The organism is Cellulosimicrobium sp. XJ-DQ-B-000 (assembly GCF_031119065.1).
Taxonomy (GTDB): Bacteria; Actinomycetota; Actinomycetes; order Actinomycetales; family Cellulomonadaceae; genus Cellulosimicrobium; species Cellulosimicrobium funkei.
Genome location: NZ_JAVHYN010000003.1, coordinates 75,233 through 96,200 on the forward strand (window position 1 = coordinate 75,233; position 20,968 = coordinate 96,200).

22 protein-coding genes and 2 tRNA genes are annotated in these 20,968 nt (G+C 75.0%); 13 read left to right on the plus strand and 11 right to left on the minus strand.

Annotation, left to right across the window (positions count from 1 at the left end):
* Positions 1-40: 40 nt before the first annotated feature.
* The gene (locus RDI86_RS06440; protein WP_074809840.1) at positions 41-637 is read left to right on the plus strand and encodes a YdeI family protein; all 597 of its coding nucleotides are present in this window, start codon (positions 41-43) and stop codon (positions 635-637) included.
* 30 nt (positions 638-667) lie between these two features.
* Here RDI86_RS06440 and RDI86_RS06445 read toward each other — a convergent pair whose 3' ends face one another.
* Positions 668-1,495: an aminoglycoside 3'-phosphotransferase gene (locus RDI86_RS06445; protein ID WP_308820982.1), complete on the minus strand. Its 828-nt coding sequence runs from the start codon at positions 1,493-1,495 to the stop codon at positions 668-670.
* An 84-nt stretch (positions 1,496-1,579) separates the two neighbouring features.
* Complete coding sequence (locus RDI86_RS06450; protein WP_374990521.1) at positions 1,580-2,575, minus strand: 3-methyladenine DNA glycosylase; 996 nt, start codon at positions 2,573-2,575, stop codon at positions 1,580-1,582.
* 201 nt (positions 2,576-2,776) lie between these two features.
* Between RDI86_RS06450 and RDI86_RS06455 the strand changes: the two genes are divergently transcribed.
* Together RDI86_RS06455 and RDI86_RS06460 are read left to right on the plus strand one after the other, a co-directional pair.
* A complete protein-coding gene (locus RDI86_RS06455) occupies positions 2,777-3,826 on the plus strand; it encodes a DUF4190 domain-containing protein (RefSeq protein WP_308820983.1) in 1,050 nt (349 codons plus the stop codon).
* 28 nt (positions 3,827-3,854) lie between these two features.
* On the plus strand, positions 3,855-4,802 hold the full coding sequence (locus RDI86_RS06460; RefSeq protein WP_308820984.1) for a hypothetical protein: 948 nt from the start codon (positions 3,855-3,857) through the stop codon (positions 4,800-4,802).
* A 24-nt stretch (positions 4,803-4,826) separates the two neighbouring features.
* On the opposite strand, the gene RDI86_RS06465 is transcribed toward RDI86_RS06460, so the two are convergent.
* The 3 genes from RDI86_RS06465 to RDI86_RS06475 form a co-directional block, all read right to left on the minus strand.
* On the minus strand, positions 4,827-5,207 hold the full coding sequence (locus RDI86_RS06465; RefSeq protein ID WP_009861177.1) for an MmcQ/YjbR family DNA-binding protein: 381 nt from the start codon (positions 5,205-5,207) through the stop codon (positions 4,827-4,829).
* 76 nt (positions 5,208-5,283) lie between these two features.
* Positions 5,284-6,291, minus strand: coding sequence for an aldo/keto reductase (locus RDI86_RS06470; RefSeq protein ID WP_163187174.1), 1,008 nt, complete (start codon positions 6,289-6,291; stop codon positions 5,284-5,286).
* A gap of 10 nt (positions 6,292-6,301) precedes the next feature.
* Positions 6,302-7,522, minus strand: a complete 1,221-nt coding sequence (locus tag RDI86_RS06475; protein WP_168944334.1) for a heparan-alpha-glucosaminide N-acetyltransferase domain-containing protein — start codon at positions 7,520-7,522, stop codon at positions 6,302-6,304.
* Between the two features lie 128 nt (positions 7,523-7,650).
* On the opposite strand from RDI86_RS06475, the gene RDI86_RS06480 reads away from it, so the two are divergent.
* From RDI86_RS06480 to RDI86_RS06500, 5 genes are all read left to right on the plus strand, one after another.
* Positions 7,651-8,541, plus strand: a complete 891-nt coding sequence (locus RDI86_RS06480; protein ID WP_194520953.1) for a methyltransferase domain-containing protein — start codon at positions 7,651-7,653, stop codon at positions 8,539-8,541.
* A gap of 31 nt (positions 8,542-8,572) precedes the next feature.
* The gene (locus tag RDI86_RS06485; RefSeq protein ID WP_308820985.1) at positions 8,573-9,355 is read left to right on the plus strand and encodes a fumarylacetoacetate hydrolase family protein; all 783 of its coding nucleotides are present in this window, start codon (positions 8,573-8,575) and stop codon (positions 9,353-9,355) included.
* Between the two features lie 2 nt (positions 9,356-9,357).
* Complete coding sequence (locus tag RDI86_RS06490) at positions 9,358-9,624, plus strand: hypothetical protein (protein WP_194227546.1); 267 nt, start codon at positions 9,358-9,360, stop codon at positions 9,622-9,624.
* A gap of 66 nt (positions 9,625-9,690) precedes the next feature.
* Positions 9,691-11,193, plus strand: a complete 1,503-nt coding sequence (gene gltX / locus RDI86_RS06495) for a glutamate--tRNA ligase (protein WP_251176115.1) — start codon at positions 9,691-9,693, stop codon at positions 11,191-11,193.
* Complete coding sequence (locus tag RDI86_RS06500) at positions 11,190-11,978, plus strand: HAD family hydrolase (RefSeq protein WP_168944337.1); 789 nt, start codon at positions 11,190-11,192, stop codon at positions 11,976-11,978. Before gltX ends, RDI86_RS06500 begins: the two co-directional genes overlap by 4 nt.
* A 187-nt stretch (positions 11,979-12,165) precedes the next feature.
* Here the strand turns inward: RDI86_RS06500 and RDI86_RS06505 are convergent, their stop codons facing one another.
* Entirely contained in the window at positions 12,166-13,416 is a 1,251-nt protein-coding gene (locus RDI86_RS06505) for a putative sulfate exporter family transporter (RefSeq protein ID WP_308820986.1), read from the minus strand.
* 69 nt (positions 13,417-13,485) lie between these two features.
* Here RDI86_RS06505 and RDI86_RS06510 point away from each other — a divergent pair, with 69 nt between their 5' ends.
* Entirely contained in the window at positions 13,486-14,409 is a 924-nt protein-coding gene (locus RDI86_RS06510; protein WP_251176118.1) for a LysR family transcriptional regulator, read from the plus strand.
* 9 nt (positions 14,410-14,418) lie between these two features.
* Here the strand turns inward: RDI86_RS06510 and RDI86_RS06515 are convergent, their stop codons facing one another.
* Both RDI86_RS06515 and RDI86_RS06520 read right to left on the minus strand, forming a co-directional pair.
* Entirely contained in the window at positions 14,419-15,066 is a 648-nt protein-coding gene (locus RDI86_RS06515) for a hypothetical protein (RefSeq protein ID WP_308820987.1), read from the minus strand.
* Positions 15,063-15,842, minus strand: coding sequence for a class I SAM-dependent methyltransferase (locus tag RDI86_RS06520; RefSeq protein ID WP_076405683.1), 780 nt, complete (start codon positions 15,840-15,842; stop codon positions 15,063-15,065). Before RDI86_RS06520 ends, RDI86_RS06515 begins: the two co-directional genes overlap by 4 nt.
* A gap of 202 nt (positions 15,843-16,044) precedes the next feature.
* Here RDI86_RS06520 and RDI86_RS06525 point away from each other — a divergent pair.
* Together RDI86_RS06525 and RDI86_RS06530 are read left to right on the plus strand one after the other, a co-directional pair.
* Positions 16,045-16,116: transfer RNA gene (locus tag RDI86_RS06525), tRNA-Gln, on the plus strand.
* A 100-nt stretch (positions 16,117-16,216) separates the two neighbouring features.
* Positions 16,217-16,289, plus strand: a tRNA-Glu gene (locus RDI86_RS06530).
* Between the two features lie 187 nt (positions 16,290-16,476).
* Here the strand turns inward: RDI86_RS06530 and RDI86_RS06535 are convergent.
* The 3 genes from RDI86_RS06535 to RDI86_RS06545 all read right to left on the minus strand — a co-directional run bounded on the left by RDI86_RS06535 (position 16,477) and on the right by RDI86_RS06545 (position 18,505).
* Positions 16,477-17,439, minus strand: coding sequence for a PH domain-containing protein (locus RDI86_RS06535; protein WP_240696673.1), 963 nt, complete (start codon positions 17,437-17,439; stop codon positions 16,477-16,479).
* A 2-nt stretch (positions 17,440-17,441) separates the two neighbouring features.
* The gene (locus RDI86_RS06540; RefSeq protein ID WP_163187158.1) at positions 17,442-17,609 is read right to left on the minus strand and encodes a hypothetical protein; all 168 of its coding nucleotides are present in this window, start codon (positions 17,607-17,609) and stop codon (positions 17,442-17,444) included.
* Positions 17,610-17,785: 176 nt separating this feature from the next.
* Positions 17,786-18,505: an IclR family transcriptional regulator gene (locus RDI86_RS06545; protein ID WP_034654517.1), complete on the minus strand. Its 720-nt coding sequence runs from the start codon at positions 18,503-18,505 to the stop codon at positions 17,786-17,788.
* A gap of 161 nt (positions 18,506-18,666) precedes the next feature.
* On the opposite strand from RDI86_RS06545, the gene leuC reads away from it, so the two are divergent.
* Both leuC and leuD read left to right on the plus strand, forming a co-directional pair.
* A complete protein-coding gene (leuC, locus tag RDI86_RS06550; protein WP_061266852.1) occupies positions 18,667-20,148 on the plus strand; it encodes a 3-isopropylmalate dehydratase large subunit in 1,482 nt (493 codons plus the stop codon).
* Between the two features lie 57 nt (positions 20,149-20,205).
* Complete coding sequence (leuD, locus tag RDI86_RS06555; RefSeq protein WP_076405679.1) at positions 20,206-20,841, plus strand: 3-isopropylmalate dehydratase small subunit; 636 nt, start codon at positions 20,206-20,208, stop codon at positions 20,839-20,841.
* The last annotated feature ends 127 nt before the right edge of the window (positions 20,842-20,968 follow it).

Sequence of the window (20,968 nt, forward strand, 5' to 3'; positions counted from 1 at the left end):
CGGGCACGCTGGTGCCCCGACCGACGACGGAGGCGCCACCGTGACCGAGGAGTACCAGGGCCGGCCCGCGTTCCACGCGCAGACCCCCGCGGAGTGGCGGGCATGGCTCGCCGCGCACCACGACGACCCCGAGCCCGGGGTCTGGCTCCTCACGTGGCGCCGCGAGAGCGGGCGGCCGACGTTCGGGTACGAGCCGTGGATCGAGGAGGCGCTGTCCTACGGGTGGATCGACGGGCAGGCCGCGACCGTCGACCAGGACCGGCACGCGCTGTGGTTCACGCGCCGCCGTCCCGGCTCCCGGTGGACGCGCCTCAGCAAGGAGCGGGTGGCGCGCGTCGAGGCGGACGGGCGCCTGACGGACGCGGGGCGCGCCGTCGTGGAAGCGGCCCGGGCGGACGGGTCCTGGACCCGGCACGACGACGCGGAGGCGCTCGTCGTCCCCGACGACCTCGCCGCGGCGCTCGGCGAGCGGCCCGACGCGCGGGCCCGCTTCGACGCCTTCACGCCCGGCGTGCGGCGCTCGATCCTCGGCTGGATCGTCGAGGCGAAGCGGCCCGACACCCGGGCCCGCCGGATCGCGGAGACCGCCGCGCTCGCCGAGCAGGGCGTCGCCGCCCACCAGCCGCGTCGGCGCTGACCGCGTCCGCGGCGGCACCACGCCCCGCCGTCAGGACAGGTCCCAGAGCAGCCGGTAGTACGCGATGCGCTCCGGGTCGGGGTCGACGCCGTAGCCCGCGTAGACGTGGCCGTCGTACCCGGGGCCGTAGTTCCACTCCGTGCTCCACGCCGCGACGGCGAGGTCCGCCCAGCGGTCCGCGACCCCGAGCGACCCGAGGTCGACGTGCGCGGCGAACGTGCCGTTGTCGTGCAGGAGCGTGTTCGGCACGCACGCGTCCCCGTGGCACACGACGAGGCGGTCGACCGGGGGAGCGTCGTCGAGCCGGGCGCGCGCCTCGGCGACGGCCAGACCGCGATGCTCGGGGAACCACTCGTCGGGGCCGTGCCCGCGCGCGAGGCGGTCGTCGGCCTGCGCCACGCGCTGGGCGACGGACCAGGTGAAGGAGCACGACGCGACCGGGAGCGCCTCGTGGAGCGCGCGCAGCCCGCGGCCGATCGCGGCCGCCGCGACCGCCGGGTCGCCCGCCCAGCGCGCCTCGACCGCCGACCGCCCCGAGACGGCTTGCGTCACGAGCCACGAGCCGTCGTCGTCCGCGCCCTGGTCGAGCACGCGCGGCACCGGGGTCCGGTCGCCGACCCACGCGAGCCGCTCGGCCTCCGCGGCCAGGTCGATCTCCGGGACGCCCGCCGGGACCCACTTCGCGTACCGGACCGGTCGCTCGGCCTCGCCGCCGCGGGGGTCGAGGCGGAACGTCAGCCCGCCGACGGTGTTGCGCCAGACCGGGGTGACGACGTCGTCCCCCGCGAGCGCGCGGACGACGGCGGGGACGGCCACGGGTCCGGTCGGGATCTCGGCGATGGTCTCGGCGCGGCTCACGCGGGCGATCCTCGCACGCGGTCCGTCCGCCGGTCACGGCCATTCCCGGCGCGACGTCGGCCCGGTGCGCCGGTCGTCGGTGCGTCAGCGGGGAGGGCGGGCGGCCGCGTCGCCGTCCGGCGGGAGCAGCGCGTCGCACACGGCGACGAGCCGCTCGCGCAGCGCCGCCCCGCGGGCGGCGAAGGCGCGCTGGTGCCGCACGTACTCGGCCTTGCCCTCGGGCGTCTCGATCGCGACCGGCTCCAGCCCGTACGACGACACGTCGTAGGGCGACGCCTGCATGTCGACGACGCGGACGTCGCGCGCGAGCTCGAACGCGTCGAGCACGACGTCGCCGGGGACGGCCGGCGTGAGCTTGAGCGCCCACTTGTAGAGGTCCATCGTCGCGTGCAGGCACCCGGGCTGCTCCAGGGCGGGCTGCGTCTCGCGCGTGGGCCGCAGGCGGTTGAGCGGCCCCGCCTCGGGCGTGAAGAAGCGGAACGCGTCGAAGTGGGAGCACTGCACGGGGTGGTCCTCGACGACCCGGTCGGTCCCGTCGTGCCCGAGCCGCAGGGGGAGCGGGTGGCGGTGGTCGCGGCCGGCCGCCTTGTCGCGGTAGACCATGGCCCACTCGTGGAGCCCGAAGCAGCCGAACCGCCCCGGGCGAGACGCCGTCGCCGTGAGCAGACCGCGCAGGTACCGCACGGTGTCGCCACGGTCGGCGAGGAACGCGTCGGTGTCGAGCGTCAGGCCCTCGGTCGTGCGGCGGTACCAGCGCCAGCCGGCGCGGTCGGTGGACGGGTCAGGGGCGTCGTCGCCGCCCGGTGCCGCACCGCTCGCGGCGGTGGGCGGGGGAGCCAGCACGACGCCCGGCCCCGGGTGCCAGCGCCGGAGCTGGGCCGGGCGCGTGGGGTAGTAGGTGAAGAGGAAGTCCTCGATCGCGTGCTTCTGCCCGAGCGGCTTCCGGTGCCGCCACCCGGCCGTGAGCGCGTCCGCGCGCTCGGCGTGGGCGCGCTCACGCTCCGCCCACTCCGCGGCAGGCAGCACGACGGGGCCGACGACGGACGTCGCCCGGGGGGTCGTGGTGACGGTCGCAGGCACGTACCCAGGGTACGAGAGCCCGTGGGCGCGCCGCCGCGGCGGACTTTCACCCGCCGTGCGGTTTTCCCGATGTGGGCGCGACCGGGAAGAATGGTCGTGAACGTGCTGTGAAGACCCGGCGCGTCAGGCCGGCCGACCGCGCGTCGGCCGTCCACCCCGACCCGAACGACCGAACTCGCGGCGAGGCCGCGGAGGAGCACCATGTCGCAGCCGCCCACGGCACCGCAGGACCCCTACCAGTTCGACCCCTACCGGCCGCAGGACTCGGACCCGGCGCGGCAGGAGCACGGACAGGGGCAGGACCCGTGGGCGCCGCAGGGGGAGCCGCAGCCGTACGGCTCGCCCGACGCCGCGTCCGGCGCGCCCGGGTACGGCGGCACGCCGGAGCAGGCGCCCTACGGCGACCCGGGCTACGCGCCCTACGGCGCGGACCCGCAGACGGCGTACGGACAGCCGGGCTACGGCGGGCCCGCAGGGGACCCGGCCCAGGGGTACGCGCAGCCATACCCGGCCGCCGGGGCGCAGCAGCCGTACGGCCAGCCCTACGGCGACCCCGCCCAGCAGCCCTACGGGAGCCCGTTCGGGAACGGCTACGCCCCGTACGCCGCGCCCGTGTCGACGACCGGGACGATGGCGATCGTCGGGTTCGTGCTCGCGATCCTCGGCTTCCTGGGCAGCTGGATCCCGTTCGTCAACATCTTCGCCGCAGTCATGGGCATCGCGGGCGTGGTGCTCGGCTTCGTCGGGCTGTCGCAGGCGAAGCGGGGCCGGTCGGGCAAGGGCTTCTCCATCGCGGCGATCGTGCTGGGCATCGTGTCCGTGCTCGTGACGATCCTCGTGTGGGTCCTCTTCGTCATCGCGGCGAACGAGGCCTCGTCGCAGTACGAGCAGTCGCTGGCGGAGATCCAGGAGGACTCCGACCGTGCGCTCGGCGAGTCGACGGACGAGATCCTCGCGAACGACCTCGAGGTCGAGATCGGCACGTTCGAGGGCACCGCCGACGAGTTCGGCTGGGTGGAGTCCGCGCTGCCGGTCACGCTGACCAACACCTCCGACGAGCCGCTGACGTTCGACCTCGACATCGACGCCGTCGCGGCCGACGGCACGGTCGTCGAGTCCGACTTCGCCTACACCGACGAGCTCGCGCCGGGCGAGTCGACGACCGTCGAGGCCTTCGACTTCATCGACTCCGAGAACCTGGAGGCCATGAAGACGGCGACCTTCGAGGTCACCCGCGTGAGCGCGTACTGACCGGCGCACGGGACCGAGGGACGGACCGGTGAGCACGAGCGACCCCAGGACCCCGCCCGACGACGCGGCGCCCGCACCCGTGTGGGGCACGGCGCCCGGTACGGCGGGGGAGCGCGAGCCCGCGCCCTCGGCGCCGGACCCTGTGCAGGCCAGCGCGCCTGCGGACGGCGGCGAACGCCCGGCCCCGGGCGACCCCGAGCCCGGACCGGCCGCGCAGCCCGCGCGTGCCCGGCCGCCGGGTACGGGCGTCCTCGTCACGGCGTGCCTCGGCGTCCTGCTCGTCGGGGCCGTCCTCGTCACCGAGGCCATGACGGCGCGCCTGGGCTGGGCGCACGTGGGCTGGCTCTACCCGGTCGCCGGGGCCGTCGTGCTGACGGTCGGCGCCGTCGCCTGGCGTCGGGGCACGCGCGGCGTGCCCGGGGCGACGCGCGCGCTCGTCGCGCTGCTCGCGGGGACGGTCGTCGTCACGACCTGGGTGGCTGTCGACCTCGTGCCCGCGTCCGGTCCCGGCTACGGCGTCGGCAGCTCGCTGCGCGGGTACCCGCTCGGCGGCGGGTCCGACGACGGCCCGGAGATCACGGCAGTGTCCGACCGCGTCTGGTTCGGCGACTCGGTCCGGTACGCCGACGGACTCGTCGTCGCGGTCTCGGCGCCGCAGGCGTACACGCCGAGCGAGCACGCGGCGGTGCGCGACGGCGACCCGCCGGACTCCGTGCGTGTCCGGGTGCGCCTGACGAACGGCACGGGCCGCGCCGTCGACCCCGGGAGCGTCGACGTGCAGCCGGTGTCGGGCGGCCTCGTGGCCCGCCGGGTGTACGACTACGCGCCGGACGTCCTGCTCGAGCGTCCCGACCTCGTGGCGCGGGGGTCGAGCGGCGAGTGGGATCTCGTGTACGCCGTCCACGACCCGGAGGACGTCACGGTGGCGCTGGAGCCGACGTGGGCGAACTACGCGGTGGCCGTCTTCTCCTGGTGACGCCTCTCCCGACGTGCGCAGGCGTCACTCCGTGCGCCGCAGGTACTCCTGCGCGAGGCGGTGCGGGGCGCGGGCGAGCCACGCGTCCTGCACGAGCTCCTCGAGCTCTGGCACAGGGACCCGGTCGAGCCGCGCGAGCACGATCGGGTACCCGTCGAAGTGGCTCGTCGTGAAGAACGTGCCGGGGTCGTCCTGGATCAGCGCGGCCTTCTCGCCCTCGTCCGCGACGCGCAGCGCGACGGGCGGCTCCGCCGGGGCTGCGGCGCCCAGCTCGTCGAGGTCGCGCGGGCGCAGGGGGCGCTCCCACACGAAGAGCTTGCCGTGCACCGTCCACCGTCGTGCGTCCTTGAGCGCCGTGCCCGGCAGCACCGCCACGACCCGTCCGACGTCCTCCCACGAGGCCATGCCCCCACGGTAGGCAGCCGGTCGCGGTCGGGCCACACGACCGGCCGCCAGGCCGGCAGGAGCCCGGTGGGACGGGTCAGAAGGGCGCGACCTTCCCGAGCGGAGGAAAGATCTCGTCGAGCTCGGCGAGGTCCTCGTCCGTGGGCCGCCACGCGCCCGCGGCGGCGTTCTGCCGCACCTGCTCGGGCTTCGTCGCACCCGCGATGACGCTCGACACCTGGGGTCGGGAGAGCAGCCACCCGAACGCGACCTGCACCTCGGTGATGCCGCGCACCTGGCAGAACGCGCCGAGCCGCGCGAGCGCCTCCCAGGGCGCGGACTCGAGCAGGTGCGGCTTGGTGCGCACGAGCCGGCCGTCGTCGGGCCGCGCGCCGTGCGCGTACTTGCCGGTGAGGAGGCCGTTCGCGAGCGGGAAGTACGGCAGGACGCCGAGCCCGTACGCCGCCGCGGCGGGCAGCACCTCGAGCTCGGCCGCGCGGTCGACGAGGTTGTACTGGTTCTGCGCGGACACGAACCGCACGGTGCCCGCCGCGCGCGCGACGAACTCCGCCTCCGCGATCTGCCACCCCGCCCGGTTCGAGTGCCCCACGTAGAGGACCTTGCCCGCGCGCACGAGGTCGTCGAGCGCCGCGAGCGTCTCGTCGATCGGCGTCCGCGGGTCGGGGGCGTGGAACTGGTAGAGGTCGATGCGGTCGGTGCCGAGGCGCCGCAGCGAGTCCTCGACCGCCCGCACGACGTAGCGGCGCGAGCCGCGCGCGTCGAAGTCCGCCCCCGCGACCCCGCGCATCGACAGGCCGAACTTCGTCGCCACCACGACGTCGTCGCGCCGCGACCCGAGCGCCTGGCCGAGGAGCTCCTCGCTCAGACCCGGACGGCCGCCGTACGTGTCGGCCGTGTCGAAGAAGGTCACGCCCGCGTCGAGCGCGGCGTCGACGACGGCGCGCGTGCCTTCCAGGGTCTCCGTCGCCGTCGTGGGGCGCCCGAAGTTGTTGCACCCCAGCCCGACGGCGGACACCGCCAGGCCGGACCGGCCGAGACGGCGCAGGGCGGGGCGGGGGGCGGTGTCGTCGCTCGTGGTGGTCATGCGGCCGACCCTACGTCGGCCCGCGCGACGACGTGACGGCGGAGGCGCGCGCCGCGACGGACGCGACGAGCCGTTCCAGCGGGCCGCGGCCGAACGCCCAGCGCCAGAGGGTCGCGACCACCAGCGTCGCGAGCACGAGCGCGAGGAGCGGCCCGTTCGTCGTCTGCTCGTACGCCGCGTCGCCCCACGCCCACAGGACGACGATCTGGGCCGAGTAGACCGTGAGCGCCATGGCGCCGACCGCGGCGACGGGGGCGAGCACCCAGCGACCGACCCGGCCCGCGAACAGGCACAGCCCGAGCACCGCGACGGCGAACCCGCCCGACCCCACGACCTCGGGGAGGGTGTCCGTGTGCGGGCCCGCGAGCCAGAGGTACGCGCTCGTCGGCCACGGTTCCGCCCACCCGAGCGGCTCCGGCCGGTACGCGCTCGACCACACCGCGGCCGCGTCCTCCACGGCCTGCGCCCCGCCGAGCGGACCCGTGAGCACCGCCGAGACGCCGTACCCGAGCCCGGCCGCCAGCAGACCGCCACCGACCAGCGCGACGCGCGTCGTCCTCGCGCCGAGGTCGGACCGCCCGATCGCGATCCCGACGAGCACGTACGCCATCCACACCACCGCCGGGTAGTGCCCCGAGACGAGGAAGTCGGTGAGCGCGCCCGACCCGTCGTCGGGCAGGTGGAGCCCGGCGCGCGCGAGCACCTCCGGGAGCCACAGGGCGAGCACCGGACCGACGACGGCGACCACGCCCGCGAGGACCAGGAGGTCCCGGCGCCGCCAGCGCAGGAACGGCAGCGCGAGCACGAAGTAGGCGGCGTAGAAGCCGAGGATGAGCAGCACGCGTGTGCCGAGCAGGTCCAGCAGCCCGGCCAGGGCGAGCAGGAGCACGGCGCGCACGAGGACGCGGGTGCGGTTCTGGAGCGCGGGCAGCCCGTCGAGCGGGGTGCGCCCGCCCGAGACGAGGGCGAGCGACACCCCGGCCACGAGCGCGAAGAGCACCGACGAGCGCCCGTGCGACAGCGAGAGCCAGCCGGAGACCTCGCCGAAGTCGTCCGTCGTGAAGCCCACGTGCGCCGCGAACATCCCGAGGACCGCGACCCCGCGCGCGACGTCGAGCCCCGTGACGCGGCCCGGCCCGCCGAGCAGGAGCGCGGCGTGGCGCCGCGCGAAGCCGGCGGAGGGGCGAGCGGGGTCGCCCGGGGCGGAGGTCGTGCCGGTCGCGGCCGTCATGGGGGGATTGTCCGTGCGCGGGCGCGCTCCCACCCCGCCGCCACGCCGGGGACGAGCGCGCGGGGACCGCGCGCCCAGAGTGTGAGAACGGGGTCGAGAACGCCGCAACCGCGGCCTACGGTGCGGGTATGACGCACACCCCCCACGGCGCCGACGAGGCCGCCGAGCACCACGCCGACGCCCCCACCGGGGCAGGCAGCGACCCCGCGCAGGAGTCCGAGTCGTACACCCACGGCCACCACGAGTCCGTGCTGCGCTCGCACCGCTGGCGCACGGCCGAGAACTCGGCCGGCTTCCTCCTGCCGCACCTGCGCCCCGGCATGAGCCTCCTCGACGTCGGCTGCGGCCCGGCCACGGTCACCGTCGACCTCGCCGACCGCGTCGGCGGCGGGCGGGTCGTCGGCGTCGACGCGTCCGAGGCCGTCCTCGACAGCGCGCGCGAGCTCGCCGCCCAGCGCGGCACCGCGAACATCACGTTCCAGCACGCGAACGCCTACGAGCTGCCGTTCGCCGACGGCACCTTCGACGTCGTCTACGCGCACCAGCTCCTGCAGCACCTGTCCGACCCGGTCGGCGCGCTGCGCGAGATGCGGCGCGTCACGAAGCCGGGCGGGCTCGTCGCCGTGCGCGACGCCGACTACGCCGCGATGACCTGGTACCCCGAGTCGCCGGGGCTCACCGAGTGGAACACGCTCTACCACGAGGTCACGCACGCCTACGGGTACGAGGCCGACGCCGGCCGTCGCCTCTTCTCCTGGGTGCAGGACGCCGGGTTCCCGCTCGACGGGATCGAGCCCAGCGCGAGCACCTGGTGCTACGCCACCCCCGCCGACCGCACGTGGTGGGGCGGGCTGTGGGCCGAGCGGTGCGTCGCGTCGAACTTCGCCGTCCAGGCGAAGGAGTCGGCGCTCGCGGACGACGTCGCGCTCGAGCAGCTCGCGCAGGACTGGCTGCGCTGGGCCGAGGAGCCCGCGGGCTGGTTCGCCGTCCTCAACGGCGAGGTCCTCGCCCGCGCGTGATCGACCGGGCACGGCCGGATAGCCTGGGCCCGTGCGCATCGCGAGATTCACCACCGGAGACGACCCCCGCTACGCCCTCGTCCAGCAGGAGGGAGACCGCACGTACCTCGCGGTCCTCACGGGCGACCCGCTCTACATGCCCGTCACGCCGACGGGCGAGCGCGTCGAGCTGGGCGACGGCGTCCGGCTCCTCGCGCCGGTGATCCCGCGCTCCAAGGTGGTCGCCGTGGGCCGCAACTACGCGGACCACGCGAAGGAGATGGGCAACGACGTCCCGTCGAGCCCGCTGCTGTTCCTCAAGCCGAACACGTCGGTCGTCGGCCCGGACGACCCGATCGTCCTGCCCGACTTCTCGCAGGAGGTCTCGTACGAGGCCGAGCTCGCGGTCGTCATCGGACGCCTCGCGAAGGACGTGTCGCCCGAGGCCGCGCCGGCGTACGTGCTCGGGTACACGGTCGCGAACGACGTCACCGCGCGCGACGCGCAGCGGACCGATGGCCAGTGGGCGCGCGCCAAGGGCTTCGACTCCGCGTGCCCCCTCGGGCCGTGGATCGACACCGACCTCAACCCGGAGGACGTCGGCGTCCGCAGCCGCGTCAACGGCGAGGTCAAGCAGGACGGCCGCACGAGCGACATGATCTTCGACATCCCGTTCCTCGTGTCCTACGTCTCCGAGGCGATGACCCTGCTGCCCGGCGACGTCATCCTCACCGGCACCCCTGCGGGCGTCGGGCTGATCGACGTCGGCGACCGCGTCGAGTGCGAGGTCGAGGGGCTGGGCGTCCTGAGCAACCCGGTCGTCCGGCGCGGCTGACCGTGGGACGCGGGCCGGGCCGCGTCGTCGCGCGGTGGGCGGGCTGGGGCGCCGTCGTCCCGTGCGTGGTCGTGGTCGTGCTCGCGGTCCTCGCGATCGCCTCCGGGAACGTCCCCCCGGGCGAGGTGCTGGCGTACGCCGTCGTCCTGGCGATCATCCTGGTCCCGGGGTGCGCGCTCGCCGGCGCCGCCCTCGGCGCGGCGGTCGCCGCGACGCGGTCGTGGCGGGCCGGGCGCGCGGGAGGCGCGGCGGGGACCGTACCGGACTGAGACGAGGACGGGCCCGGCGCCGGACGCCCGGGCGGCGGACGGCGTCGGGCAACTAGGCTGGGAGCCGTGATCCCCGCACCTGGTTCCTCGCCCGTCCGCGTCCGCTTCTGCCCGTCCCCGACCGGGACGCCGCACGTCGGGCTCATCCGCACCGCGCTGTTCAACTGGGCCTACGCGCGGCACACGGGCGGCACGTTCGTGTTCCGCATCGAGGACACCGACGCCGCGCGCGACAGCGAGGAGAGCTACCAGCAGCTCCTCGACGCGCTGCGCTGGCTCGGGCTCGACTGGGACGAGGGCGTCGAGGTCGGCGGCCCGCACGAGCCGTACCGGCAGTCGCAGCGCGCGGACATCTACCAGGACGTCATCGCGCGCCTCGTCGAGGGCGGGTACGTCTACGAGTCGTTCTCGACCCCGGAGGAGTCCGACGCGCGCAACGCCGCCGCGGGGCTCAAGACGAAGGGCTACGACAACTTCGACCGCACCCTCACGGACGAGCAGAAAGCCGCCTTCCGCGCCGAGGGCCGCGAGCCGGTGCTGCGCCTGCGGATGCCGGACGAGGACATCACGTTCACCGACGTCGTGCGCGGGGAGATCACGTTCAAGGCGGGCTCGGTCCCGGACTACGCGCTCGTGCGCGCGAACGGGCAGCCGCTCTACACGCTCGTGAACCCGGTGGACGACGCGCTCATGGGCATCACGCACGTGCTGCGCGGCGAGGACCTGCTGTCCTCGACGCCGCGCCAGATCGCGCTGTACCGGGCGCTGCTGGAGATCGGCGTCGCGCACGTGATGCCGGAGTTCGGCCACCTCCCGTACGTCATGGGGGAGGGCAACAAGAAGCTCTCCAAGCGCGACCCCGAGTCGAACCTGTTCCTGCACCGCGAGCGCGGGTTCACGCCGGAGGGCCTGCTCAACTACCTCGCGCTGCTCGGCTGGTCGATCTCGCCGGACCACGACATCTTCACGGTCACCGAGATGGTCGAGGCGTTCGACGTGCACGACGTGCTGCCGAACCCGGCGCGCTTCGACCTCAAGAAGGCCGAGGCGATCAACGCGACGCACGTGCGGATGCTCGCGCCGGAGGACTTCCGCGACCGCCTCGTGCCGTACCTCCACGCGGGCGGGCTCGTCCCGGCGGACTCGTTCGCCGACCTGTCGCCCCGCAACCAGGAGATCCTCACGGCGGCCGCGCCGCTCGTCCAGGAGCGCATGGTGCTGCTGGGCGAGTCGGTCGGGATGCTGGGCTTCCTCTTCACGCCCGACGACGCGCTCACGGTCGAGGAGGACGCGCGCGGCGCCCTGCGCGACGACGCGAAGGACATCCTCGCGGCGGCGATCGCCGCGCTCGACGTGCTGCAGGACGACGAGTTCGTCACCGCCGCCATCGAGGAGCGCCTGCGCGACGCGATCGTCGAGGGCATGGGCGTCAAGCCGCGGTTCGCGTTCACGCCGCTGCGCGTCGCGCTCACGGGCCGCCGCGTCTCGCCGCCGCTGTTCGAGTCGATGGAGCTGCTCGGCAAGGGCTCGACGCTGGAGCGCCTCGTGCGCCTGCGGGACGCGCTGTGACCGACGCCGCGGCCTCGGCGGGCGCGCCGCTCGAGGGCGTCCTGTTCGACGTCGACGACACGCTCGTCGACACCCGCGCCGCGTTCGCGCAGGCCATCGCCGCCGCGTCACGGGTGTGGCTGCCGCACCTGCCCGAGGAGCGCTACGACGAGGTCCTCGCGCTGTGGCGCGCCGACGTCAACGGGCACTACCGCGCGTACACGCGCGGCGAGGTCGACTTCGACGCCCAGCGGATGGCGCGCGCCAACGAGCTCCAGGCGGCGTTCGGCGGCGAGCTGCTCGACGACGCGGCGTACGTCGACTGGAAGGACCTCTTCTGGGGCACGTTCGAGGAGTCGTGGACGGCGTTCGCCGACTCCCGCGCGGTCGTCGACGCGCTCACGGGGGCCGGGGTGCGCGTCGGGTCGCTGACGAACGCGCGCGTCGAGCTCCAGACCCGCAAGCTCGCGGCCGCTGGCCTGGCCGACGTGCCGCTGCTCGTCGGGGTGGACACGCTCGGCTTCGGCAAGCCCGACCCGCGCGTGTTCGCGGAGGCGTGCCGTCGTCTCGGCACCGACCCGGCCCGCACCGCGTACGTGGGCGACGAGCTCGACGTCGACGCGCGCGGCGCGCTCGCCGCGGGCCTCGTCGGGGTCTGGCTCGACCGCCCCGGCACCCGCCGCGGCGGCCCGCACCCGGAGGATCCGGCGTCGGCCCGCGCGTCGGGCGTGCACGTCGTCCACGGCCTCGACGACCTCCCCGCGACGCTCGGCGTCGCGGCGGCGCAGACCCCCGCGCCGAGGTAACCCCCGGCCCTGCGAGGCGCAGCCCCCCGCCCCGCGAGGTAGAGCCCCGGTCCCGCGAGGTAGAGCCCTGGTTCCGCGAGGTAGAGCCCTGGTCATGACCAGGGCTCTACCTCGGCGTACCGGGCCTCTACCCCGGCCTACCGGGGCGTTCCCTCGGGAGGCCGGGGGGCTCCCGCTCCTGGGGCGATCAGGCGAGGAGCAGGACGCCCACGAGGGCCGTCGCGGTGACGAGCACCGCGGACAGAGCGCCCAGCACGAGCGACCGCCGTCCGGTGCGCACGAGCGTGGGCACGTCCACGCCGAGCCCAAGGGCGAACATCGCCGCGACGAACGCGAGCGTCGAGGCCGTGACGAGGACGGCGAGCACCGGCGCGGGCACGACCCCGAGGCTGCGGAGCACGACCGCCGCCACGAACCCGACGACGAACCACGGCACCGGGGCGACGCGTCGCCTCCTGGCCCCGGCACCTGCGCCGCGAGACTCGCCGTCGTCCGCACCGGACGACGGCGCGGTGCCCGGTGCCCCGAGCGCGCTCGTGGCCGCCAGCGCCGACGCCGCGCGTCGCGCCCCGCGGGCCACGACGACCCCGGCGACGGCGACGAGCGGCGCGAGCAGGGCCACGCGCGCGAGCTTCGCGACCGTCGCGGTGGCGAGCGCCGGCGCGGAGACCGTCCCGGCCGCGGTGACGACCTGCGCGACCTCCTGGACGCTCGCGCCGATCCAGAGCCCGGCCCGGTCGTCGGTGAGCCCGAGCAGCCCTGCGAGCCAGGGCAGCACGACGATCGCGAGGGTGCCGTAGACGGTGACGAGCGCGAGCGCGGTGGCGACGCCGTCGTCGTCCTCGCGCACCTCGTCGGGCGTGCGACCCGGCCGGTCCACGACGCCCTGCATCGCGGAGATCGCGGCCGCCCCGCACACGGAGAAGCCGGTCGCGACGAGCAGCGTCGTCACACGCGGCACGCGCAGCACGCGGCCGAGCGCGAGCGTCCCCGCGAAGGTGACGGCGAGCGTCGTCGTGACGACGACGAGCCCGCGCCAGCCCAGCCCCAGCACCTCCGGGAGCGAGAGCTGGAACCCGAGCAGCACGACGCCCACCCGGAGCACGACGCGCGACGTCCACGCGACGCCGGGGCGCGTCGCGGTGACCGTCGCCCCGCCCCGCCGGGTCGTCGCGAGCCGGCCGAGCACCGGGGCGACGAGCGCGCCCAGGACGAGCGCGACGACGAGCGGGGACACCGTGGGGACGAGGCGCGCGCCCGCGAGCACGAGGAGCGTCGCCGCGCCGACGAGGAGGAGCCCGGGGACGAGCGCGCGCGGTCCGCGCGGTGCGTCGGGGCGTCGGTCGGGTGCGGGCGCCGGGGGAGCGGCCGTGACCGCCGGGACGCCTCGGGTCGCGAGGGCCTCCGTGCGCGTCGAGGGGGGTGCAGGGTGGTTCATGCTTCCAGCGTGCTGCGGCCGGTGCGGCGGCAGAAGAGCGACTTCCCTCGCGAGGCATAGAGTGGGCCTATGGCCCCCACCGCCCGCGACAGGACGTCCCTCTCCGCGCTCGAGCTGCTCGTCGCGACCGACTCGCACGGGTCGATCAGCGCGGCGGCCCGCGCGCTCGGCGTCGCCCAGCCCACCGCGTCGGCGGGCCTGCGCGCGCTCGAGCGCCGCCTCGGCCTCGACCTCCTCGAGCGCACGACGCGCGGGTCCCGGCTCACGGAGACCGGCCGCGCGACGGCGGCGTGGGCGCGCGAGGTGATCGAGGCCTCCGACCGCTTCGAGACCTCCGTCGCGGCGCTGCGCGACGCCCCGGCCGCCCGGGTGCGGGTCGCGGCGAGCCTCACCGTCGCGGAGTACCTGGCGCCGCGCTGGCTCGCGCGGCTCGCGCTCGAGGGGGCGCCGGGCGGCGGGGCTCCCGACGTCGAGCTCGTCGTCCGCAACTCGCGCGAGGTGACCGACCTCGTCCTCGACGGCGGGGTGGAGCTCGGGTTCGTCGAGAGCGCGACGCTGCGGCGCGGGCTGCGCAGCCGCACCGTCGCGCACGACCGGCTCGTCGTCGTCGTCGGCCCGGCGCACCCCTGGGCGCGTCGCAGCGCCGTGCGCGTCGACGAGCTGCTGTCCGGGGGGCTCGTCGTGCGCGAGCGCGGCTCGGGCACGCGCGAGACGCTCGAGCGCGGCCTCGCGACGCTCGGCGAGCGGCTGCCGGACCACCTGCCCTACCTCGGCTCCACCGCGGCGCTGAAGACGGCCGTGCAGCACGGCGGGGCGGTCGCCGTGCTGTCGAGCCTCGCCGTCGCCGACGACGTCGCACGGGGCGCCCTCGTGCGGGTCGCGGTGCCGGGGCTCGAGCTGGACCGCCGGCTGCGGATGGTCTGGAAGGACGGCACGGCGCTCTCCTCGGCCGCGCGCCGCATCGCGGCGGCCGCGGCCGCGTCGTCGGCCTGACGGGCCGGCTCAGCCCGGCGAGTCCGCGCGCACGCTCGCGTCCCAGCGCCAGCGCGTGCGCCGCGGCCGACCCGGGAGCTCGCCCCGGCCGGTCGCCCAGAGGAGCACGGCGTCGGGGTCCTCGTCCGGACTCGTCTCGACGTCGGGGAACAGGCGCGTCAGGGCGCGGGCCGCCAGCCCCGGGGGGAACGGGGTGGGTGCGTGCGTGAGCCCGAGCAGGACGTCGTGGCCGTGCACGAGGACCTCGACGACCCCCATCGCCGCGAAGCCGTCGGCGTCCGAGACCCCGTACGGGTGGAAGGCGCGCGCGTCCGCGGGCCGCGTCTCGGCGAGCGTCGCGAGCAGCTCCCCGCCGCCGACGAGCGCCTCGACGAGTCCCGCCGTCCCGGCCGCGCGGTCGACGTGCGCGATCTCGCCCTCGCCCCGCGGGCCGACGAGCGGCACGTACGCGAGCGTGGGGAGCGCCGCGAGCTGGAGCGCGTAGGCGAGGAGGTCGTCCACGACGTGCTCCGTCGTCGTCCAGCACGACCAGCGGACCGGGCCGGCCTGCGCGTCGAACGCGGACACGGGCTGGCCCACGAGGCGGTCGGCGAGCCATCGGACGGCCACCCGGACGTCGTCGCCGGTCATCGTGCCGCGTGCGTTCCCGCCGCTCATGCTGCGCCCGGTGCGTCGGAACGCACGTCGGCGCGCCAGCACTGGGCGAGGTAGGGGAGGTCCACCTCGGTGCGGCCGGCGAGGTCGGGGTGGGTCGCGACGAGCCGGTCGATCTCGTCCAGCAGCTCCTCGCGCCGCGCGGGTGGGAGGGTCAGGAGGTAGCTGCGCGACGCGGCGAGCGGGCGCAGCGAGGACGTGAGGACCCGGTCGGCCCACGGCACCGTGCGGTGCTCCGGCGTCGTGAAGAGGTGCTCGGAGAGCGCGGGCTCGCGGTAGCTGTGCTCGAGCGTGTCGCCCCGGTGGATGATCTCGGTGAACCTGCCCACCCAGTCCACCGAGCTGTCCCGGACGTTCCACACGATGCCGAGCCGGCCGCCGGGCCGCAGCACGCGCGCGATCTCCGGCTGGGCCGCGGGGGAGAACCAGTGCCACGCCTGGGCGACCAGCACCGCGTCGACGCTCGAGTCCGGCAGCGGGACGGCCTCGGCCGATCCCGGGAGCGCCTCGGCGCCGGGCACGGTCTCGGCGAGGCGGTCGCGCATCGCGTCGGACGGCTCGACGGCGACGACGTCGAGGCCGCGTGCGACGAGCCGCTCCGTGAGCTTCCCGGTGCCGGCGGCGAGGTCGAGGACGCGGTGGGCGCCGTCGGGCACGAGCCAGTCGACGGCCGCGTCCGGGTAGGACGGCCGGGTGGAGGCGTACTGCGCGGCACCGTGCTCGAACGACGCGGCCCGGTCGGCGCGCGAACCGGGGTCGAGGGAGTCTCCAGGGCTCATGCCCTGACGGTGCCAGACGGCGGCCGTGCCCGTCGACCGCAGGACGCGCGCGTCGCCGGGCCGCTCGGGCGCGCGCAGCGCATTTGGTCCGCGTCGGCATGTCCGGTAATGTTCTCGGCCGGTGGGACCTCCACGGGAGGGAGCCAGGGGACGGGTCTATGACTCGTCGTCACGGCTTCCCGACGCGGATCGGTTACCCCCTTGGGGTATGGTGTAATTGGCAGCACGAGTGATTCTGGTTCACTTAGTCTAGGTTCGAGTCCTGGTACCCCAGCGAAGAGCTCCGGCTCTGGATCGAGCGGTCAAGACCGCGAGAAACATGAGGTAGAGTTCTCACCGGAGAAACGGACCGGAAACGGTACGAAGCTCCACAGGCCCCCATCGTCTAGCGGCCTAGGACGTCGCCCTCTCACGGCGGTAACACGGGTTCAAATCCCGTTGGGGGTACAGAAGAAGGCCCGGTCACCATCACGGTGACCGGGCCTTCGTCGTTTCTTCCGTGCGCCCGTTGGCCGCTCGTCGATCGATGGCGGGCCTGGCCGGTGTTGAGTGTGACGCACGTCGCGTGGCGTGCGAGACCCCGCGGAGGTCGGCCTCGGGGCCTTTGCTACCGGGTGGTGGGTGGTGCGGCCGGTCAGGGGGCGCCGTCGCGCCCGGGGCCGGGCTCGTACGGCTTCGGGATGGGCGTCGACGACGGCCGCGGGGGCGTGACCGGCACGTACGTCGCGCGGTGCTCGCCGGAGACCGTCCAGCCCTGCTCGTCCTCGCCGGGCCCCGCCGGCGGGCCGTCGGGACGCGCGGCGTCCCGCGCCGCGTGAGCGTCGCCGGTCACGGGGATCGGCTGGGTGGGCCCGCTCGACGCGCCGGCGGACCGGCCGGGCACGACGACGACCCGCGGGTCCGACGGGAGCGGTGCCGGGGGAGGCGGGGTCGTGGCGGCCGGGCTGCGTCCGTCCCACGCGGGCGCGGGCTCGACCGGAAGCGGCTCGGCAGGCTGCGGCGGGCGCGGCGCGGGCGGCGGCACGGTCGCGGGCAGCGCACCCCCCGTCGTCGCGGCGGCCCCGCCCGGGCCGGTCGGCGCTCCGCCCGGGCGGACGCCCGGGATGAACAGCGTGTCGCACAGCAGGCGGTAGGTCCGATCCGGGTGCGCGACCCAGTCGATCTGGCGCAGCGCCTGGTCCTGCCCGGCGGACTCGAGCAGGAACTGGCCGTAGCCCAGCACGCGCCCGACGAGCGAGCGCCCGTAGTTCATGTCCGTCACCTTGGTCAGCGGCATCATCGCCACCTTGTGCGTGATGAGGCCGTAGAGCAGGAGCAGGCGCTTGTCCGTGGCGACGAACCACTCGTTGCGCCACTCGAAGACCTTCCACACCAGGCGGGCGGCGAGGATCAGCCACAGCCACCACAGCACGAGCACGCCGTCGCCGACCGCGGGGCCGGCCTGCACCACGAGCCAGGCGATCGCGACCGCCCCCGCGACGGTGGTCGCGACGGGCTCGAGGAGCATCCCCCAGTGGTGGCGCGTCGCGATGACGACCCGCTCGCCGTTGAGCACGTAGCGGTCCAGGATCCTGCTGCGAGGTCCGCCGCGGGCCACGGTCAGTCCAGGAGCGAGCTGAAGAACTGGCCGATCGAGCGGAACGCCCCGACGATCACGTCCCAGATGCCCTCGACGATGTCGGCCGCGCGGTCCGGGCTCGTGACGATCGCGTACACGGCGAAGATCACGAGGACCCAGATCAGGGCGGCCTTCAGCTTCGGGTGCATCGGAACTCCTCGTGTCTCGGGATCGGACGGTCAGCGGTCGCCCCCGCGACCGCTGCGCTGTCCGGGCGTCGGGCACGCACAGCATGGCAGCAGCCGGGGACATTTTGACAGGGCGCGTCCCGTTTGCGGCCCGCGGCACGCCGACGTCGGCCCGGTGCGGGCCGGCGTCGCCGTCCTCACTCGCCGGCGCGGCGCAGCACCTCGGTGAGGCGGTTCGCGGCGGCGACGACCGAGCCGGAGTGCAGCCGCCCGGGCTGGCGGCTCAGTCGCTCGACCGGGCCCGAGATGGAGACGGCGGCCACGACCCGGCCCGACGGGCCGCGCACGGGCGCGGAGACCGACGCGACGCCGAGCTCGCGCTCGGAGACGGACTGGGCCCACCCGCGGCGTCGGACGCCGGAGAGGATCGTGGCGGTGAAGACGGCCTCGCGCAGCCCGCGGTGCAGCCGGTCCGGCTCCTCCCACGCGAGCAGGACCTGGGCGGCGGAGCCCGCGTTCATGGTGAGCGTCGCGCCGACGGGGATCGAGTCGCGCAGGCCGACGGGGCGCTCGGCGGCCGCGACGCAGATGCGGTGGTCGCCCTGGCGGCGGTAGAGCTGGGCGCTCTCGCCCGTGTGGTCGCGCAGCGCGGTCAGCACGGGGTTCGCGGCGGCGAGCAGGCGGTCCTCGCCGGCCGCCGTCGCGAGCTCGTTGAGCCGGGGGCCGAGGACGAACCGGCCCTGCATGTCGCGCGCGACCATGCGGTGGTGCTCGAGGGCGACGGCGAGGCGGTGCGCCGTCGGGCGGGCCAGGCCCGTGGCCGTGACGAGCTGGGCGAGGGTGGCAGGTCCGGACTCCAGGGCGCCCAGGACGGAGGCCGCCTTGTCCAGCACTCCGACTCCGCTAGTATTGTCCATAGGTCGATATTGACGTCTCACGCACTGAGATGCAAGTCCGGCACGGATGTTCCACCCGCTGGACGTCTTCCCCGGCAGGATGCCGGACGGCGGACCATCGACCCAGGCGGCTCTCCGTACCCCCCAGGAGGACCGTGACAGACGACGAGGAGATGAGCTACATGGCCGGCACGCTGGCGGAGAAGGTCTGGGACGCGCACCTGGTGCGACGAGGCGCCGACGGGTCGCCCGACCTCCTCTACATCGACCTCCACCTCGTGCACGAGGTCACCAGCCCCCAGGCGTTCGAGGGGCTGCGCCTCGCGGGCCGCCCGGTCCGCCGCCCCGACCTCACCATCGCGACCGAGGACCACAACACCCCGACGCTCGACATCGACCTGCCGATCGCGGACCTCACGAGCCGCACGCAGATCGACACGCTGCGCAACAACGCGCGCGAGTTCGGCGTCCGCATCCACTCGCTCGGCGACGCCGACCAGGGGATCGTGCACCAGGTCGGGCCGCAGCTCGGCCTCACCATGCCCGGCCTGACGGTCGTGTGCGGCGACTCGCACACCTCGACGCACGGCGCGTTCGGTGCGCTCGCGTTCGGCATCGGCACGTCCGAGGTCGAGCACGTGCTCGCCACGCAGACGCTCCCGCTCGCCCCGTTCAAGACCATGGCGATCAACGTCGACGGCGAGCTGCCGCCCGGCGCCACGAGCAAGGACATCATCCTCGCGATCATCGCCAAGATCGGGACCGGCGGCGGCCAGGGCTACGTCCTGGAGTACCGCGGCGAGGCCATCCGCAAGCTCTCCATGGAGGCGCGGATGACGATCTGCAACATGTCGATCGAGGCGGGCGCGCGCGCCGGCATGATCGCCCCGGACGACACGACGTTCGAGTACCTCAAGGGCCGCCCGCACGCGCCCGAGGGCGCCGACTGGGACGCGGCCGTCGAGTACTGGCGCACGCTGCGCTCCGACGACGACGCCGTGTTCGACACCGAGGTCACGCTCCGCGCGTCCGACCTCGAGCCCTTCGTCACGTGGGGCACCAACCCCGGCCAGGGCCTGCCCATCTCCGCGACCGTGCCCGTCCCCGAGCAGATCGCGGACGAGAACGAGCGCGTCGCCGCCGAGCGTGCGATCGAGTACATGGGTCTCACGCCCGGTCAGCCGCTGCGCGAGATCCCCGTCGACACCGTGTTCATCGGGTCGTGCACCAACGGCCGCATCGAGGACCTGCGCTCGGTCGCGAAGGTCGTGCAGGGCAAGAAGAAGGCCGACGGCGTCCGCGTCCTCGTCGTCCCGGCGTCCGCGCGCGTGCGCCTCCAGGCCGAGGCCGAGGGCCTCGACCAGATCTTCCTCGACTTCGGCGCGGAGTGGCGCAACGCCGGCTGCTCGATGTGCCTGGGCATGAACCCCGACCAGCTCCAGCCGGGCGAGCGCGCCGCCTCGACGTCGAACCGCAACTTCGAGGGCCGCCAGGGCAAGGGCGGGCGCACGCACCTCGTGTCGCCGCTCGTCGCCGCCGCCACCGCGCTGCGCGGGACGCTCTCCTCGCTGAGCGACCTCGACCTGCCCGAGGGCACCGACATCACGTCCTTCGACGGCACGCCGCTCGCGCCGCTCGACCCGCGCGTCCTCGTGCAGGTCTGAGCCAACCGCGCCGCGCTGCCCCACTCGTCGCCCCGAAGACCCGAAGAGGTTCCTGCCATGGAGAAGTTCACGACCCACACCGGCGTCGGCGTCCCGCTGCGCCGCAGCAACGTCGACACCGACCAGATCATCCCCGCCGTCTACCTCAAGCGCGTGACGCGCACCGGGTTCGAGGACGCGCTGTTCGCCGCCTGGCGCGGCGACCCCACGTTCGTCCTCAACCAGGACGCCTACCGTGCGGGCTCCGTGCTCGTCGCCGGGCCCGACTTCGGCACCGGCTCGTCGCGCGAGCACGCCGTCTGGGCGCTCAAGGACTACGGCTTCCGCGTCGTCCTCGCGTCGCGCTTCGCCGACATCTTCCGCGGCAACTCCGGCAAGCAGGGCCTCGTCGCAGGCATCGTCGCGCAGGAGGACGTCGAGCTGCTCTGGAAGATCCTCGAGACCAACCCGGGCACCGAGGTGACGGTCGACCTCGTCGCCCGCACCGCGTCGGCGCTCGACGTCACCGTGCCGTTCCAGATCGACGACTACACGCGCTGGCGCCTCATGGAGGGCCTCGACGACATCGGCCTCACGCTCCAGCACGAGGACGAGATCTCCGCGTTCGAGGCGACGCGCGCGTCGTGGCGCCCGAAGACGCTGCCCGCGAAGACGCTGCCCAAGGTCGAGATCGAGGCGGCGCGGCCGGTCTGATTCTTCGGGTTCATGGTCGGGGGGCGGGCGCTGGGGTGGTGACGACGGGTCTACCCTCCGCAGGGCTCGTCCCTCGCCCTGCTCCCGCCAGGCCCGCCACGACCCGTCGTCACCACCCCAGAGCCCG